General features: G+C 68.8%; 17 protein-coding genes. 6 read left to right on the top strand and 11 right to left on the bottom strand.

Going from position 1 to position 15,515, the window contains the following annotated elements:
- Positions 1-5: 5 nt before the first annotated feature.
- Positions 6-179, bottom strand: coding sequence for a hypothetical protein (locus A5767_RS23385; RefSeq protein ID WP_006551287.1), 174 nt, complete (start codon positions 177-179; stop codon positions 6-8).
- A gap of 248 nt (positions 180-427) precedes the next feature.
- Between A5767_RS23385 and A5767_RS12805 the strand changes: the two genes are divergently transcribed.
- Genes A5767_RS12805 through A5767_RS12795 form a run of 3 tightly spaced genes read left to right on the top strand, consistent with a single transcriptional unit; the run spans position 428 to position 2,323 of the window.
- Positions 428-1,024 (top strand): biotin transporter BioY, encoded by a 597-nt coding sequence (locus A5767_RS12805; RefSeq protein ID WP_033096533.1) that lies wholly within the window; start codon positions 428-430, stop codon positions 1,022-1,024.
- Between the two features lie 16 nt (positions 1,025-1,040).
- The gene (locus tag A5767_RS12800; RefSeq protein ID WP_064256239.1) at positions 1,041-1,721 is read left to right on the top strand and encodes an energy-coupling factor ABC transporter ATP-binding protein; all 681 of its coding nucleotides are present in this window, start codon (positions 1,041-1,043) and stop codon (positions 1,719-1,721) included.
- Positions 1,718-2,323: a CbiQ family ECF transporter T component gene (locus A5767_RS12795; RefSeq protein ID WP_019289168.1), complete on the top strand. Its 606-nt coding sequence runs from the start codon at positions 1,718-1,720 to the stop codon at positions 2,321-2,323. The genes A5767_RS12800 and A5767_RS12795 overlap by 4 nt, the downstream gene beginning before the upstream one ends.
- Positions 2,324-2,382: 59 nt before the next feature.
- Here A5767_RS12795 and pspM read toward each other — a convergent pair whose 3' ends face one another.
- The 4 genes from pspM to pgsA form a co-directional block, all read right to left on the bottom strand.
- Positions 2,383-3,192, bottom strand: a complete 810-nt coding sequence (gene pspM, locus A5767_RS12790; RefSeq protein WP_006551284.1) for a phage shock envelope stress response protein PspM — start codon at positions 3,190-3,192, stop codon at positions 2,383-2,385.
- 26 nt (positions 3,193-3,218) lie between these two features.
- Positions 3,219-4,025: a phage shock protein PspA gene (gene pspA, locus A5767_RS12785; RefSeq protein WP_006551283.1), complete on the bottom strand. Its 807-nt coding sequence runs from the start codon at positions 4,023-4,025 to the stop codon at positions 3,219-3,221.
- A gap of 200 nt (positions 4,026-4,225) precedes the next feature.
- On the bottom strand, positions 4,226-4,612 hold the full coding sequence (locus A5767_RS12780; protein ID WP_006551282.1) for a helix-turn-helix domain-containing protein: 387 nt from the start codon (positions 4,610-4,612) through the stop codon (positions 4,226-4,228).
- 210 nt (positions 4,613-4,822) lie between these two features.
- The gene (gene pgsA, locus A5767_RS12775; RefSeq protein ID WP_064852442.1) at positions 4,823-5,602 is read right to left on the bottom strand and encodes a CDP-diacylglycerol--glycerol-3-phosphate 3-phosphatidyltransferase; all 780 of its coding nucleotides are present in this window, start codon (positions 5,600-5,602) and stop codon (positions 4,823-4,825) included.
- A gap of 43 nt (positions 5,603-5,645) precedes the next feature.
- Between pgsA and A5767_RS12770 the strand changes: the two genes are divergently transcribed.
- Both A5767_RS12770 and A5767_RS12765 read left to right on the top strand, forming a co-directional pair.
- Positions 5,646-6,173, top strand: a complete 528-nt coding sequence (locus A5767_RS12770) for an amino-acid N-acetyltransferase (protein WP_228045020.1) — start codon at positions 5,646-5,648, stop codon at positions 6,171-6,173.
- 26 nt (positions 6,174-6,199) lie between these two features.
- Entirely contained in the window at positions 6,200-6,484 is a 285-nt protein-coding gene (locus A5767_RS12765) for a YciI family protein (RefSeq protein ID WP_064256241.1), read from the top strand.
- Here A5767_RS12765 and A5767_RS12760 read toward each other — a convergent pair.
- The 6 genes from A5767_RS12760 to thyX form a co-directional block, all read right to left on the bottom strand.
- Positions 6,474-7,457 carry a TerC family protein gene (locus tag A5767_RS12760; protein ID WP_006551278.1) on the bottom strand — a complete coding sequence of 328 codons (984 nt, stop codon included), beginning with the start codon at positions 7,455-7,457 and terminating at the stop codon, positions 6,474-6,476. The genes A5767_RS12765 and A5767_RS12760 overlap by 11 nt on opposite strands.
- Positions 7,458-7,675: 218 nt before the next feature.
- Positions 7,676-10,447 (bottom strand): DNA translocase FtsK, encoded by a 2,772-nt coding sequence (locus tag A5767_RS12755; protein ID WP_197483243.1) that lies wholly within the window; start codon positions 10,445-10,447, stop codon positions 7,676-7,678.
- 92 nt (positions 10,448-10,539) lie between these two features.
- Positions 10,540-11,166 carry a TIGR03085 family metal-binding protein gene (locus A5767_RS12745; RefSeq protein WP_039587011.1) on the bottom strand — a complete coding sequence of 209 codons (627 nt, stop codon included), beginning with the start codon at positions 11,164-11,166 and terminating at the stop codon, positions 10,540-10,542.
- Positions 11,167-11,243: 77 nt separating this feature from the next.
- A complete protein-coding gene (locus A5767_RS12740) occupies positions 11,244-13,049 on the bottom strand; it encodes a ribonuclease J (RefSeq protein WP_019289160.1) in 1,806 nt (601 codons plus the stop codon).
- A complete protein-coding gene (gene dapA, locus A5767_RS12735) occupies positions 13,049-13,954 on the bottom strand; it encodes a 4-hydroxy-tetrahydrodipicolinate synthase (protein ID WP_064852441.1) in 906 nt (301 codons plus the stop codon). Before dapA ends, A5767_RS12740 begins: the two co-directional genes overlap by 1 nt.
- An 83-nt stretch (positions 13,955-14,037) precedes the next feature.
- Complete coding sequence (gene thyX / locus A5767_RS12730) at positions 14,038-14,793, bottom strand: FAD-dependent thymidylate synthase (RefSeq protein WP_064852456.1); 756 nt, start codon at positions 14,791-14,793, stop codon at positions 14,038-14,040.
- A gap of 143 nt (positions 14,794-14,936) precedes the next feature.
- On the opposite strand from thyX, the gene A5767_RS12725 reads away from it, so the two are divergent.
- Positions 14,937-15,515, top strand: a 579-nt coding sequence (locus tag A5767_RS12725; protein ID WP_231913183.1) for a hypothetical protein, incomplete at its 3' end; no start/stop codon positions are given.

Genomic DNA, 15,515 nt, shown 5'->3' with positions numbered 1-15,515 from the left:
TTCGTCTACAGACGTGTCAGGTCGTGCTTGTCACCTCCCGATACTGCCTTGTACAGCAGGTATCCGCCGAAGATCACGGCGCCGAGTACGAGAAAGCCGAACAGGTTGTCGAGCAGGGCGCCGAGGACGGCGAGACCGACCCACACCACCGCGACGATTCCTACGATCTTCCAGAACATTGGGTACTCCCACCCTCGATGCCGACCTCTTCCGAGTCGGACTCCGTTTGCTCGGTACGCCTCGATCCTGACAGCTCGAGCAATGAAAAACAGCAGGCCAGCGCAGATATCAGGGAAAGATCAGGGGACACCCGGAGGCGCACCCCTGTGTGGCCCACGGGCACCCGGAGACGGGTCGGTGACCCGCGGCACGCCGGTACGGCTTAGGCTCTACGGGTTCGCCATCCATACCAGAAGGCTGAGTAACCGTGTCCTCGTCCCCCCGTATCCCCGCGCGCGACCTCGCGCAGATCGCCGTCTTCGCCGCCCTGATCATCGCCCTGGGACTGCCCGGTCAGATCAGTATCGGATCGTCCGGCGTGCCCATCACGCTGCAGACCTTGGGCGTGATGCTCGCGGGTGCACTGCTCGGCGCACGCAAAGGTGTCCTGTCGGTGCTCACCGTGATCGTGCTGGGGCTGGCGCTGCCCGTACTCGCCGGCGGGCGCACGACCCTCACCTCGCTGGCAGGTCCCACGGTGGGCTTCCTCATCGGCTGGATCCCTGCCGTCGCCGTGATCGGCTGGCTGAGCATGAAGATGCTGCCGCGATACCGCACGTTGCCCGGTGTGGCCGTCAACGTCCTCGGTGGCATCGTCGTCCTCTACGCCTTCGGTATCGCAGGCATGGTCCTGCGCACGGATCTCACGGTGTGGGCCGCCGCCGCGGCCAACGTCACCTTCCTGCCGGGCGATCTGGCCAAGGCGGTCGTCGCCGCAGCGGTCGCCGCCCAGGTGCATCGCGCCTATCCCGCACTGGCGGCATCGCGCATCGCGCACCGCCCCGCTGCGGATCCCGCGCACTGACGCAGTCCGACCGTCGATGAGCGAGATCCGATTCCGGGAGGTGCGGCACGCCTACGGCGACCGCACCGTCCTCGACGGGGTCGACGTGGTCCTCACCGAACGACGCGTCGGCATCGTCGGAGCGAACGGCAGCGGCAAGTCGACGATGGCGCGCATGATCAACGGCCTGCTCGTCCCGTCGTCCGGCTCGGTGACCGTCGACGGCCTCGACACGGCGCGCAAGGGCCGGGAGGTCCGCAAGAAGGTCGGATTCGTCTTCACCGACCCGGACCATCAGATCGTCATGCCGACGGTCGCCGAGGACGTCGCCTTCTCGCTGAGACGCAGCGGACTCGGCAAAGAGGAGCGCGAAGCCCGGGTACGGCAGGTCCTCGCCGACTTCGGGCTCGCGGGGCATCACGACCACCCCAGCCACCTGCTCTCGGGCGGCCAGAAGCAGTTGCTCGCGCTCGCCGCGATCATGGTGACCGACCCGGCGGTGCTCGTCGCGGACGAACCGACGACCCTGCTCGACCTGCGCAATACGAAGCTCATCGCGCGCACCTTCGCGAGCCTTCCGCAGCAGGTGATCGCGGTGACCCACAATCTCGAACTCCTCGTGGACTTCGATCGTGTGCTGGTGGTCGACTCGGGGCGGGTCGTCGCCGACGACGAACCGGCGTCCGCGCTCGCGTTCTACCGGAATCTGATCGGGTGAACACGTTCGGCCTCTACCATCCCGGACGCTCCGTCCTGCACCGGCTTCCGGCGGGAGCGAAGCTGCTCGCGGTCGCAGCACTGATCCTTGCGCTGACCCTGTGGATCCGGCAACCCTGGCAGGTGCTTCCCGCCCTGGCCTTGGCCGTGCTCGCGTATGCGGCCGCGCGCATACCTCCGCGTCTGGCGGTTGTGCAGCTGCGGCCGCTGGTGTGGATGCTGGCGATCATTGCAGCGTTCCAGGTGCTCGTGGCGGGGTGGGAACGGGCGGTGGTGATCTGCGGGTCGCTGCTCGTGGCGGTCGCCCTGGCCGCCCTGGTGACCCTCACGACGCGGACCACCGACATGCTCGACGCGATCGTGCGGGCGGCCCGTCCCCTCGCGCGCGTCGGGGTCGATCCCGACCGGGTGGGACTCGTGCTGGTGATGACCGTCCGCGCGATCCCGCTGATCGGCACCGTGGTCACCCGCGTGACCGAGGCACGCAAGGCGCGCGGTCTCGGATTCTCGTTGCGGGCGCTGGTGGTTCCGGTGGTGGTGGGAGCCCTCCGCACCGCGGAGGCGATGGGCGAGGCCCTCGCCGCTCGCGGTGTCGACGACTGAGAGGTGTCGACGACCGACGTGTTCGGCTCGCGGTGTCGATGATGGGGGTGTTCCACCCCTCAGGGGTGGTAACGCTGCTCGATCTGCCCCAACTCGCGCCAGGACTGCGCCCAGCTCTCGAGTTTGTCGGACGTGGCGATCAGTTCGGCGCGTCGCTGGTCGAGCATCGCCAGCGACCGGTTACCCTCGGCGGTCGCGGCGAGGCGTGCTGCGGCGGCGACGAGTTCCTCGAACTGGTCGACACCCGTCCCGAGACGCTCGCCCGCGTCGACGATGGCCGCGGACAGATGGGTCTTGGCGGCCGCACTGCCCTGCGCGGCGGATTCGAGGGCAACGACGTCCTCGACGACGGCATCGAGTGCGGATGCGGCTGCGCGGGCCGCGTCGTCGATCTCGGTGAGGTCGTCGGGGGCCACGGAGTTCGACCGCACGAGCACACCGAGCAGGCGCCGCAGGCTCTCCTCGTTCGCCGCGAGGCGTTCCATCGGGGCGCGGGCGACCGAACCGGCCGGTGGCAGCGACCGGCGGCGCGGCGGCGGTGGGGGCAGCGGCACCGCATCGAGGCGACGGAAGGTACGGACGGCGAGGACGGCAGGCACTGCGAGAGCCGCCGTCGCTCCCCCGGCCGCGACGAGCGTCCATTCGGGAGCCGACGCGACGGCCAGGGTCGCGGTGCCGATCGCCGTGGTGCCCGAGCCGGCACCGAAGAAACTGGCACGCCGACGCGCGCGACGCTTCTTACGCCGCAAGCGGGCGGCGGGATCGCGCCAGCGGCGCGCGGCCTCCATCGCGTTGCCGGTGGCATCGCGGAACGCAGAGACGACCGAACCGGGGATGTTCCCGGTCCGGTCGTCTCCGGAGACGTTCACGGCGGATCAGTTCCGAGGCGTGCGGATCAGCGGCCGGTGGTACCGGCAGCGTTCGGGGGCTCTTTGCGCGTGTCGACGGCAGGGTTGGCGGGGGTGCCCGGAAGCGCCTCGCCCTTCATCGACGCCCGGATCTGCTCGAGTCGGCTGTGACCGGCCATCTGGACGGTGGCCTGCTGAACCTCGAGCATGCGGCCCTGCACCGAGTTCTGGGCGAGCTCGGCCGAACCGAGAGCGTTGGCGTAGCGACGCTCGATCTTCTCGCGGACGGCATCGAGGCTCGGAGTGGTGCCCGGAGCTGCGAGGGTCGAATCCATCGAACGCAGCGACTCGCTCACGCGCTCCTGCATCTTGGCCTGCTCGAGCTGGCTGAGCAGCTTCGTGCGCTCTGCGACCTTCTGCTGCAGCGCCATGGCGTTCTGCTCGACGGCCTTCTTGGCCTGCGCGGCGGCCTGGAGCGACTGGTCGTGCAGCACCTTGAGGTCCTCGACGGACTGCTCGGCGGTGACGAGCTGTGCCGCGAAGGCCTCGGCCGCGTTCGTGTACTGGATCGCCTTCTCGGTGTCGCCCGCCGCCGTGGCCTGGTCGGCCATCATGACGGCCTGGCGGGCACTCGCGTTGAGCTTCTCCACCTCGTCCAGCTGACGGTTGAGCTTCATCTCGAGCTGACGCTGGTTACCGATAACGGAGGCCGCCTGCTGCGAGAGTGCCTGATGCTGACGCTGCGCGTCCTCGATCGCCTGCTGAATCTGGACCTTCGGATCGGCCTTCTCATCGATCTTCGAGTTGAAAAGCGCCATCAGGTACTTCCAGCCCTTGACGAAAGGATTAGCCATGGGTGTGATCCTGCCTCCATCTGGTACGCCGCGCCGAACGCGACCCGGTACGCGGCCCTCGCGCCCCGGTTCGAAGATCGCCGGTCCGCTGCTACCCCCGACGACCCACCTGCCCCGGCCGGGTCCGTGCACGCACCACGCCCCGGCTCGATGTCGCTTACGACCGTATCCGGCGAGACCGGCACGGTTCGTGGTCCATGTTAGGCGGCTGCCAGCGCCTGTGCGGCGGGTGCAGGGATCACCATGCGCGGCTCCTGCGCGAGCAACCCGGGCTCGGCGGTGGCGCCGTCGTCGGACCGCTCGGCCGGTGCCGTGTCGGCTGCGGTGGTCTCCATGTCCGTGCGACGGTCGAGGCCGTCCGCCAGCAGACCGCTCACATCGAACAGCACGTCGGACAGCGGGACCTCCAGTGCATCGCAGATGGCCGCGAGCAGTTCGCTCGAGGCCTCCTTCCTGCCGCGCTCGATCTCCGAGAGATAGCCGAGGCTGACCCGGGCGCTGCTGGAGACTTCGCGCAGGGTGCGGCTCTGCGAAACACGGGTGCGCCGAAGGCTGTCACCGAGTGCCTCACGCAACAACAGCGCCATCCCATCCTCCTTCGTCCGTCGTGCCGACACCTCGTCAACGCACGACGACGCTGCGAGGTTCCCGCAGATCGATCGGACCTCGATACCGCGGTGTCCAGACATTACAACGCCGACGGCGGTTGCAGACGCCCGAGTAGTCCCGACACAGCGTAGTCCCGACACAGCGGTGTCGACCGCACCGAGCCGGATCCCGCATGTCCCGCCCCGTGGTTACCGGGCGTCCTCGCCCACCGTGCGGCCGTCGCCCGGCGTGTCCTGGGCAGCGGCGCCCTCCTCCGCGGCGTCCTCCCCCGCGACGTCCACCCCCAGGACGTTCACCCTCGGGACGTCCTCCGCACGGGCGGTCTCGCTCTCGCTCCGGCGCACCCCGGTACGCAGCCGGATCGCCTGGACCACGTAGTCGAGTCCCGTCACCACCGTCAGGGCGACCGCCAGGATCATCAGGCCGATCGCCACCGGCGCCACCGATTCGGGCAGCGGCAGCAGGTAGACACCGATGGCGAGCGTCTGCACCAGCGTCTTGAGCTTGCCACCGCGACTCGCCGGGATCACGGCGTGCCGGAGCACGGCGAACCGCAGGGCGGTGATCCCCAGCTCCCGAGCAGCGATGATCCCGGTGACCCACCACGACAGGTCACCGAGCATCGACAGCCCGACCAGCGCGGCACCGATGAGGGCCTTGTCGGCGATAGGATCGGCGAGTTTGCCGAAATCGGTGACGAGACCGTGCTTTCGCGCGAGTTGACCGTCGATCCGGTCGGTGATGGCGGCGATCGCGAAGACTCCGGTCGCCGCGAGCCTCCACCCGATGTCGTGCCCGTCGCCGACGAAGAGCAGCACCAGGAAGACCGGTACCAACGCGATCCGACCCACCGTCAAGATGTTGGCGATGTTCCACAACGGCACCGGATCGTGCGGGCTCCCGGCGTGCGGTCCCGGTGCGGCGCCGCTCCCGCCCGACGCGGTGACATGCTGGCGGGGCGTGCTCATGTGCCCCACAATATCGGTAGCCGCACGCGCTACTGTTCACCGCATGACGACACCGCCGACGAACCACGACTCGAACGATCGAATGGTCGTACGGCGCGCCCGAACCTCCGACGTGCCCGAGATCAAGCGGCTCATCGACATCTATGCGGGCAGGATTTTGCTCGAGAAGAATCTGGTGACCCTGTACGAGGCCGTCCAGGAGTTCTGGGTGGCCGAACTCGGGGGTCGGGTCGTCGGGTGCGGGGCCCTGCACGTGCTGTGGTCGGATCTCGGCGAGGTGCGCACCGTGGCCGTCGACCCGTCCGTCAAGGGCCACGGCGCAGGTCACCTGATCGTCGAGCGCCTCATCGAGGTCGCCCGCGAACTCGAGCTGGAACGACTGTTCGTGCTCACCTTCGAGGTGGAGTTCTTTGCGCGGCACGGTTTCACGGAGATCCAGGGGACTCCGGTGACGGCCGAGGTCTATGCGGAGATGTGCCGGTCGTACGATACGGGCGTCGCGGAGTTCCTGGACCTGAGCTACGTGAAACCGAACACGCTCGGGAACACCCGGATGCTCCTCACCCTCTGATCGAGACCCACGAAAGCGAGGCCCGCATGGCCCTGTTCGCCGTCGAGTACACCTATTCGGATGCGACCGCCTCGGCGCGCGACGAGCACCGCCCGAAGCACCGAGCATGGCTCGGCGATCTCGTCGAACAGGGCATCGTGCGGGCGACCGGCCCGTGGACCGACGGTTCGGGTGCGCTCATCCTCGTCGACGTGGCCGACGAGGCCGCGGCGCGCCAACTGATGGCCCAGGACCCGTTCGCGCAGCGCGACCTCGTCGATGCCGTGCGCATCACCGGGTGGAACCCGGTGATGGGCGTGTTCAACTCCTGACGGATTCCTTCTCACCGCGCGTCTTGAGCAGGCTGGCCACCGTCGTCACGGCCAGCACTCCGACGATCACGATCAGGGACACGCCGGTGGAGATCTCCGGGACGGCGACGTGCTCGCCGCCGTTGATCCAGCCGAGCGTGTTCTCATGCAGGGCGTGGAGCACCAGCTTCACGCCGATGAACGCGAGGATGATCGACAGTCCGTAGGACAGGTAGACCAACCGCTCGAGCAGACCGCCGATGAGGAAGAACAGCTGGCGCAGGCCCATCAGCGCGAAGGCGTTCGCAGTGAACACCAGGTACGGCTCGTTGGTCAGACCGTAGATCGCGGGGATCGAGTCGAGCGCGAAGAGGATGTCGGTGAAGCCGATCGCGACGAGCGCGAGCAGCATCGGCGTGACGAACTTCTTGCCGTCGATGCGGGTGACGAGGCGGTCGCCGTCGTACTCGTCGTGCACCGGCAGGAACTTCCGGGCCAGCTTGACCATCCGGTTCTCCGAGATGGCCTGCGGGTCCTCACCGTGGTCGCGGATGAGCTTGACCGCCGTGTAGATGAGGAAGAAGCCGAACAGGTAGAACACCCAACTGTAGGCGTTGATCGCCGCGGCACCGACCGCGATGAAGGCTCCGCGCATGACCAGCGCCAGCACGATGCCGATGGTGAGGACCTTCTGCTGGTACTCACGGGGCACCGCGAAGGTGGCCATGATGATGACGAACACGAAGAGGTTGTCGACCGACAGCGCCTTCTCGGTGATGTAGCCGGCGAAGTACTCACCGCCGTAGGTCGGTCCCCAGACCGCGAAGACGATCACGCCGAAGAGGATCGCGATGGCGACGAAGACGGCCGACCAGAAACCGGATTCGCGCAGTGTGGGCGCGTGCGGCTTGCGGACGTGGGCGAAGAAGTCGAAGATGAACAACCCGATGATGACGGCGATCGTGATCAACCAGGTAGTCAGGTTTACGTGCATGGGCACATAGGCCTTCCGGTAGGTATGCGTACCTGCCGGAGGTCTCTCCCGCCCGGACTATCGCCGGACCGACGGCCCCGGGACGGCATCGGTGCCGAACGTGCTGACGAGACCGCCGCGGATCTGGGGATACTCCCCTCCACAGCTCCCACGATTGTGCCACACATCGTCACTTCCCGCCGGAAGGCAACAGGGACGGCCGGTCGAACGGGCATGTCTCACTGCTCTGCGGCAGGCACTTCCACCGGATCCCCGCCGCCACGGATCGAGTACAGCAGGCCGTCGAGTTCCTCGGGTTTGACCAGCACCTCGCGGGCCTTGCTGCCCTCGCTCGGCCCGACCACGCCTCGGGTCTCCATCAGGTCCATCAGGCGACCGGCCTTGGCGAAGCCGACGCGGAGCTTGCGCTGCAGCATCGACGTCGAACCGAACTGGCTCGTGACGACGAGTTCGACGGCCTGCAGGAAGACGTCGAGGTCGTCGCCGATGTCGGGGTCGACGTCCTTCTTGTCGCCGGCCTTCGGGGCGGTGACGCCCTCGTTGTACTCGGGTTCGGCCTGGTTCTTGGCGAAGTCGACGACCCCTGCAATCTCCTCGTCGGTGATGAACGCACCCTGCAGGCGGATCGGCTTGCCCGCACCCATCGGCAGGAACAGTCCGTCGCCCATACCGATGAGCTTCTCGGCACCGGGCTGGTCGAGGATGACACGCGAGTCGGTGAGCGAACTCGTCGCGAACGCGAGTCGCGAGGGCACGTTCGTCTTGATGAGACCCGTGACGACGTCCACCGAGGGTCGCTGGGTGGCGAGCACGAGGTGGATGCCGGCGGCGCGGGCCTTCTGGGTGATGCGGACGATCGCGTCCTCGACGTCGCGTGGGGCCGTCATCATCAGGTCGGCGAGCTCGTCGACGATGGCGAGGATGTACGGATACGGCCGGTACACGCGCTCGCTACCGAGCGGTGCGGTGATCTCCCCCGACTTCACCTTCGTGTTGAAGTCGTCGATGTGGCGCACGCGGTTGGCCTGCATGTCCTGGTAGCGCTGCTCCATCTCCTCGACGAGCCAGGCCAGTGCCGCCGCGGCCTTCTTCGGCTGCGTGATGATCGGCGTGATCAGGTGCGGGATGCCCTCGTAGGGCGTCAGCTCGACCATCTTGGGGTCGATGAGGATCATCCGCACCTCGTCGGGCGTCGCGCGGATGAGCAGCGACACGAGCATCGAGTTGACGAAGCTCGACTTACCGGAACCGGTCGAACCGGCGACCAGCAGGTGCGGCATCTTCGCGAGGTTGGCGGAGACGAAGTCGCCCTCGATGTCCTTGCCGAGACCGATGACGAGGGGGTGATGGTCGCGGCGGGTCGACGGTGCTGCGAGCACGTCCGACAGCCGCACGAGTTCGCGGTCGGTGTTGGGGACTTCGATGCCGACGGCGGACTTGCCCGGGATCGGTGCGAGCAACCGGACGTTGTCGGTCGCAACCGCATACGCGATGTTGCGGGCGAGCGCGGTGATCTTCTCGACTTTGACGCCGGGGCCGAGTTCGACCTCGTAGCGGGTGACGGTCGGGCCACGGGTGAAGCCGGTGACCGCGGCGTCGATCTTGAACTGTTCGAGGACCTCGGTGATCGCCTCGATCATCTGGTCGTTCGCGGCCGACCGCGTCTTGGGCGGGTCGCCCTTGGTGAGCAGCTCCAGTGAGGGCAGCGTGTAGTCGCCGTCGACCTCGCGGTCGCGCACGAACGTCTCGGCCGGTTCCGGCTCGGAGGTCTGGTCGACGACCTCGGGTACCGGGGCGGCCTTCGGCTTCTTGCGGGCGGGAGCCGGGGCCGGCGCTGCCGCCGGGGTCTCGGCGACCGAGGGCACCTCCAGTGTGGCCGGCGGTGAGGCGGGCGCCTCGGGTTCGGATGCGCGGTCGTCCCACAGCGGGAGCACCTCGGTCTTCGCGTCGCCGTCGAACTCGTCAGGCGGGTAGTTCTCCACCGGGGTACGCCGGCGGCGGGACCGCTTGGGGGCGGGCGGCTCGTCGATCGGGTAGCCGTCGGCGTCGAACATCGGCGGCTCGTCGTAGCCGTAATCGTCGTCGTAGTCGCCGTACTCGCCGTCGGCGCGGTAGCCGAGGCCGAAGTAGTCGCGGAACAGTTCGGGCAGCTCCCGCACCGTGGTGCCGGTGAGCAGCAGGATCCCGAAGCCCGCCGCGAGGAGCATCAGCGGCACGGACAGCCAGACGGTGAGCCCGGAAGTGAGCGGGCCGCCCACGGCGGCACCGACGAAACCGGCCCCTTCCGAGCGGCCCTCCGCGTCGGTGGGTGAACCGGAGGCGACGTGCCACAGGCCCAGTGCGGGGAGACCGAGGAGCAGCCCGCCGACGACGAGCCGGGGACGGATCTCGGGATGCGGTTCGGTGCGCATGAGCGTCACCGCGATGCCGACCGCGACGAGCGGAAGGACCGCGCTCGCACCACCGGTTATGGCGCGGACGGCCGTCTCGACCCACTCCCCCACCGGGCCGCCGACGCCGAACCACACCGTGCCGGCGATGATCACACCGATGGAGATCAATCCGAGCGCGATGCCGTCGCGACGGTGTCCGGACTCGATCTCGGTGGCGCGACCCATCGTGCGGGTCGTGGCTCCGACAGCGCGGGCCGTCATCATCCAACCGGCGCCGACGGTGCGGCCCACGGCGGTGAGGATCCCCCCGGAACTGCGCCGGGGACGAGCGGGCGCGGGGCGTCGACTCGCGGCCGGAGCGCGACGTGCGGTGCCGCCGCTGCGACGGTTCGCGGTCGAGGCCGCGGCGCGCGGCTTACGCGCAGGGGTGGACCGGGTCGATCCGGACGCCTTCGTCTTCGCGGTCGATCTGGTCTTCGAGGTGGAGGCACCCGCGCTGCGAGCACGGGAGGTGCTGCCGCCCGAGCCCCGCGCCCCCGTCCGCGACCGAGAGGTCGTAGACGACGTTCCGCGGCTGCCCGACGACTTTCCTGCCATATCCGCCAGGGTAGCCGCACGGACCTCTCATGAACCATCAGCAACACGGGTACCGGTCGGCGGCACTGGTCACACGCCGTCCGGGCGAGCGCTCACAGGCCGCGTTTCGATCCCGCCAGTTCGGAGACCGCCGACTCGTCGCCCTCGATCTCGAGCCGCACCTGGTCGCGGCCGAAGGCGTGCAGCACGAGTTCGGACGGTTCGCCGCGCAGCACGACGGTGCGCGGACCGCGCTTGCGCAGGGCGACCCGCTCGCCGGAACCGGACCTCTCGAAGATCACCGTGACGTCGCATCCGCCGTAGCTGTTGCGTCCGATCATCCGCGCGATGCGCCAAAGCTGGTCCTGATCGTCCGCCGACAGCGTCCGCGGCTCCCATCCGGGCCGCGCGCGGCGCACGTCCTCATGGTGCACGAACATCTCCGCCGCGTTGGCGACGGCGTCGAACAGGAACATCGGCGACCACTTCGGCGGGCCGGAATCGACGTCGGCGAGCACGTGTGCCCACTGTCGGTCGGTGGCGGAGCGTCGCACCTTCTCCGTGTGATCGGCCAGGGCCGGGACGACGATGCCGGGCATCGCGTCCACGCGGCGCTCGCGGACGAGCAGGTGCGCGGCGAGATCCCGGACCGTCCAGTCGCCGCAGAGCGTCGGCGCGTCGGGTCCGACCTCGGACATGGTGCGGACGAGGGCATGTCGTTCGCTTCGGGCGAGGCTCATTCCGCCACTCTAGCGATCACTCCTGCCCTCGCCCATCGCGCGAGCCCGCGTGTTCGGCGGGCCCGCGCGGACCGAAATCAGGAGACCGGGATCACCGTGGGCACGATCATCGGGCGACGACGATAGGTCTCGGCGACCCAGCGGCCGACGACCCGGCGGATGCCCTGGGCGATGCGATGGGTCTCCGTGACCCCTTCGGCAGCGAGTTCGTTGAGCGCCTTGTCGACGAGCTGCGCCGCCTCGTCGAGTGCGTCCGGGTCGTCGGAGAAACCGCGACCGGAGACCTCCGGGGTGCTCACCGCACGGCCGGTCGCGGCGTCGACCGCGACTGAGATGGAGATGAAACCACCCTCGCCGAGGACGAGACGATCGGACAGCGTGGACTCGCCCACGTCGCCTACCGACAGGCCGTCGACGTAGACGTGACCGACCGGGACGCGCCCGACGATTTCCGCGAGTCCGTCGACCATGTCGACGACCACACCGTCCTCCGCGAGCACGATCCGCTCGCGGGGAACACCCGTGGCCTCGGCCAGTGCGGCGTTCGCCCGCAGGTGGCGCCACTCGCCATGGACGGGCATCGCGTTGGTGGGTCGCACCGCGTTGTAGAGATACAGCAGCTCGCCGGCCGACGCGTGACCGGAGACGTGCACCTTCGCGTTCTGCTGGGTGACGACCTTCGCGCCGCGCTTGGCCAGGCCGTTGACGACCGCGAACACGGAGTTCTCGTTGCCAGGGATCAGCGACGACGCGAGGACGACGAGGTCGTCGGCCCGGATGTTGATCTGCCGGTGCTCGCCGCGCGCCATCCGGGACAGCGCCGAGAGCGGTTCGCCCTGCGAACCGGTGGAGACCAGCACGACCCGGTCGTCGGGCAGGCTCGCGGCGGTGTCGATGTCGACCTCGAGGCCGTCGGGCACGTTCAGGTAGCCCAGATCCTGCGCGATCTGCATGTTGCGGACCATCGACCGGCCGACGAACGCCACACGCCGGTTGTAGCGCTCGGCGACGTCGACGATCTGCTGGATGCGGTGCACGTGGCTCGCGAAGGACGCGACGATCACCCGGTTGGCGGCCTTGCCGATGACGGTGTCGAGCACTCCGCCGATCTCGCGCTCCGGTGTGACGAAGCCGGGGACCTCGGCGTTCGTCGAGTCGACGAGGAACAGGTCGACACCCTCGTCGCCGAGGCGGGAGAAGCCCGCGAGGTCGGTGAGACGGTTGTCGAGCGGCAGCTGGTCGAGCTTGATGTCGCCGGTGTGCAGCACGATGCCCGCAGCGGTGCGGATCGCGACGGCGATCGCGTCCGGGATGGAGTGGTTGACCGCGAAGTACTCGCACTCGAACGGACCGTGCGAGGTGGTCTGCCCCTCGACGACCTCGACGAGGTTGGGACGCTGGCGGTGTTCGCGGCACTTCGCCGCGACGAGAGCCAGGGTGAACTTGGACCCGACGACCGGGATGTCGGGGCGCAGGCGCAGCAGGAACGGCACGGCACCGATGTGGTCCTCGTGGCCGTGGGTGAGGACGATCGCCTCGACGTCGTCCATCCGGTCCTCGATGTACCGGAAGTCGGGCAGGATCAGGTCGACGCCCGGCTGCTGGTCCTCGGGAAAGAGCACCCCGCAGTCGACGACGAGCAGCCGGCCCTGGTGCTCGAAGACCGTCATGTTGCGGCCGATCTCGCCGATACCGCCGAGCGCGACGACCCGCAGACCGTCGCGAGGAGCCTTCGGCGGCAGACCCAATCGCTCGGTGGGATCGACGATGCGGGCGTCCGGACGCTGGGGGTTCGCCGAGTTCTGCGCGACACGCCGCGGAACGCGGGCGGGCGGACCGGCGTTGCGGGTGGCGCGGCCCCGGCCGCGTGCGGGGCGGCTCATCACAGCACCCCCGCAGCCTGGAGATCCGCCGCGAGAGCGTCGATCTGCGCGGTCACCGGGGCGACCTGCGGCAGACGAGGCTCTCCGACGTCGATGCCGAGCAGCCGCAGGGCGGCCTTCGAGGCGCTCACGCCGCCCAGCCGAGCGACGGCGCGATAGATGGGCACCATCGACAGATTGATGCGGCGGGCGAGTTCGAGATCGCCGGCTTCGAAAGCGGTGTGCAGCTCGCGCAGGCGACCGGGCACGAGATGGCCGATGACGCTGACGAATCCGACGGCGCCGACGGACAGCCACGGCAGGTTCAGGGGGTCGTCGCCCGAGTAGAACTTCAGGTCGGTGGTACCGATCAGCTCGGCGCCCGCGTTCAGATCGCCCTTGGCGTCCTTCACCGCGACGATCCGCGGGTGCTCGGCGAGCAGACGCAGTGTGTCGGTCTCGATCGGCACGACGGATCGAGGTGGGATGTCGTAGAGCATGACCGGCAGATCGGTCGCGTCGGCCACCGCGACGAAGTGGGCGTAGAGGCCGGCCTGCGGGGGCCGCGAGTAGTACGGGGTCACCACGAGCAGGCCGTGTGCACCGGCTCGCGCGGCGTCGCGGGCGAGCTCGACGCTGTGGGCGGTGTCGTTGCTGCCGGCCCCGGCGATGATCTTGGCGCGGTCGCCGACGGATGCGAGCACGGCCCGCATCAGCTCCATCTTCTCGTTCTCGGTCGTCGTGGGCGATTCGCCGGTCGTACCGGCGAGAACCAGTGCGTCACAGCCACCGTCGACGAGGTAGTTCGCCAGACTCACGCCCGCATCCACGTCGAGCTTGCCATCGGCAGTGAACGGGGTCACCATCGCTGTGGCGACGGTGCCGAACGGAAGCTCGACAGCAGTTGCGGAATCACCGTTGGTCATGGTCAGAAGGCTACCGCGTGGCAGGGCCGGCTCGACACATGCCTGCCCTCCGAAGACGGATCACAGATCGGTGTAGCGGTCGATCAGAGGTCGGTCGCAAGCGTGGGAGCTGCGATCTCGCTGCCGTCGGCCAGCTTCGTGATCGCGAAGTCCGAGAACGCGTTCGGTGCGGCATCCGCGAGCTGACGCACACATTCGACGGCGAGACGCCGGATCTCGACGTCGGCATGTTCGGTCGCGCGCATGGCGACGAAGTGACGCCACGATCGGTAGTTTCCGGTGACGACGATGCGGGTCTCCGTGGCGTTGGGGAGCACCGCCCGGGCGGCCTCCCGGACCTGCTTGGCGCGCAACGGACCGGCGGGAAGATGCGAGAGCTTCTCGTCGAGCGCCGCCAACAGCGCCACATACGCCTCGCGGCTGCGCTCCGCGGCCGCGAAGAACAACTCCTCGAGTTCGGCATCGCCCGCAATCGCGGGCGGAACCACCACGGGCACCTCACCGTCGGCGACGAAACGCTGCGACAGCTGCGAGAACGAGAAGTGCCGGTGCCGGATCAGCTCGTGCGTGCACGAACGGGAGATGCCGGTGATGTAGAAGGTCGCCGTCGCGTGTTCGAGAACGGACAGGTGCCCCACGGTGAGCAGGTGACGGAGATATCCGCCGTTCGTCGCGGTGCGGGGGTTGGGCTTGGACCAGCTCTGGTAGCAGGCGCGACCGGCGAACTCGACGAGCGCTTCGCCGCCCTCGGCGTCGGTGTCCCAGTCGACGTCGTAGGGGACGTGGAACTCCGTCGTGGCGATGAGCCGGACCTTCGGAACGGCGGGTTCGGGCGCCATCGTCTCCTCCTCGCCTCGGTCGTCGCGCATCCTCTGGACGCGCCGTCTCTTCCGTCCGCACACTAACGCGCCTCGACCTGCGACGATCGATGACATCACGATGACACCTTGCGTGACATCATCGGTGACGTCACACTGGCGTCATGGACATCGACAAATACACGTCCGCCATCACGGACTCCGTGATCTCCGCAGCCGAACTCGGCGACGAGCAGACCCGACGCACCGCCGCAGCCCTCGCGACCGCCATCGCCGCACCCGTCCGCCTCGCGGTCCTGGCAGCACTGTCCGACATGGCCAACGAGATCAGCGACGAACTCGGCGACCGCACCGTCACGGTGCGCCTCGACGGCACCGATGCCGTCCTCGCCGTCCACAGCGAACCCGCTCCCCCGCACGAGGATCCGACGCCGTCCTTCGAGGAGATGACGGGCGACATCAGCCGGGTCACCCTGCGCCTCGTCGAACAGATCAAGACCAAGGCCGAGGAAGCGGCGCAGCAGAGCGGAGTGTCACTCAACTCCTGGATGGCGCAGGCGGTACAGGGCGCCCTACGGGAGCAGATGCGCTATCAGCGCCGCGCCGACGAATGGCGCCGTCAGGGTGGCTGGGCGAAGCCCCCCCCCCCCCCCCCCCCCCCCTCCCCGCCTCCCTCCCCCGGCGTACCCGGGCGCCCCCGCCCCCCGGGGCCCCCCCCCCCCCCCCCCCGCCCCCCCGCCCCC

The organism is Rhodococcus sp. 852002-51564_SCH6189132-a, from assembly GCF_001665495.1.
Classification (GTDB): domain Bacteria; phylum Actinomycetota; class Actinomycetes; order Mycobacteriales; family Mycobacteriaceae; genus Rhodococcus; species Rhodococcus pyridinivorans.
This window is presented reverse-complemented; position numbering and strand designations above follow the sequence as displayed.

What these genes read in the sequence shown, in the direction of transcription:
- A5767_RS23385 (WP_006551287.1), bottom strand. Translation starts at nt 179, where the DNA reads ATGTTCTGGAAGATCGTAGGAATCGTCGCGGTGGTGTGGGTCGGTCTC.
- A5767_RS12800 (WP_064256239.1), top strand. Translation starts at nt 1,041, where the DNA reads ATGAGCGAGATCCGATTCCGGGAGGTGCGGCACGCCTACGGCGACCGC.
- pspA (WP_006551283.1), bottom strand. Translation starts at nt 4,025, where the DNA reads ATGGCTAATCCTTTCGTCAAGGGCTGGAAGTACCTGATGGCGCTTTTC.
- A5767_RS12780 (WP_006551282.1), bottom strand. Translation starts at nt 4,612, where the DNA reads ATGGCGCTGTTGTTGCGTGAGGCACTCGGTGACAGCCTTCGGCGCACC.
- pgsA (WP_064852442.1), bottom strand. Translation starts at nt 5,602, where the DNA reads ATGAGCACGCCCCGCCAGCATGTCACCGCGTCGGGCGGGAGCGGCGCC.
- A5767_RS12770 (WP_228045020.1), top strand. Translation starts at nt 5,646, where the DNA reads ATGACGACACCGCCGACGAACCACGACTCGAACGATCGAATGGTCGTA.
- A5767_RS12765 (WP_064256241.1), top strand. Translation starts at nt 6,200, where the DNA reads ATGGCCCTGTTCGCCGTCGAGTACACCTATTCGGATGCGACCGCCTCG.
- A5767_RS12760 (WP_006551278.1), bottom strand. Translation starts at nt 7,457, where the DNA reads ATGCACGTAAACCTGACTACCTGGTTGATCACGATCGCCGTCATCATC.
- A5767_RS12755 (WP_197483243.1), bottom strand. Translation starts at nt 10,447, where the DNA reads ATGGCAGGAAAGTCGTCGGGCAGCCGCGGAACGTCGTCTACGACCTCT.
- A5767_RS12745 (WP_039587011.1), bottom strand. Translation starts at nt 11,166, where the DNA reads ATGAGCCTCGCCCGAAGCGAACGACATGCCCTCGTCCGCACCATGTCC.
- A5767_RS12740 (WP_019289160.1), bottom strand. Translation starts at nt 13,049, where the DNA reads ATGAGCCGCCCCGCACGCGGCCGGGGCCGCGCCACCCGCAACGCCGGT.
- dapA (WP_064852441.1), bottom strand. Translation starts at nt 13,954, where the DNA reads ATGACCAACGGTGATTCCGCAACTGCTGTCGAGCTTCCGTTCGGCACC.
- thyX (WP_064852456.1), bottom strand. Translation starts at nt 14,793, where the DNA reads ATGGCGCCCGAACCCGCCGTTCCGAAGGTCCGGCTCATCGCCACGACG.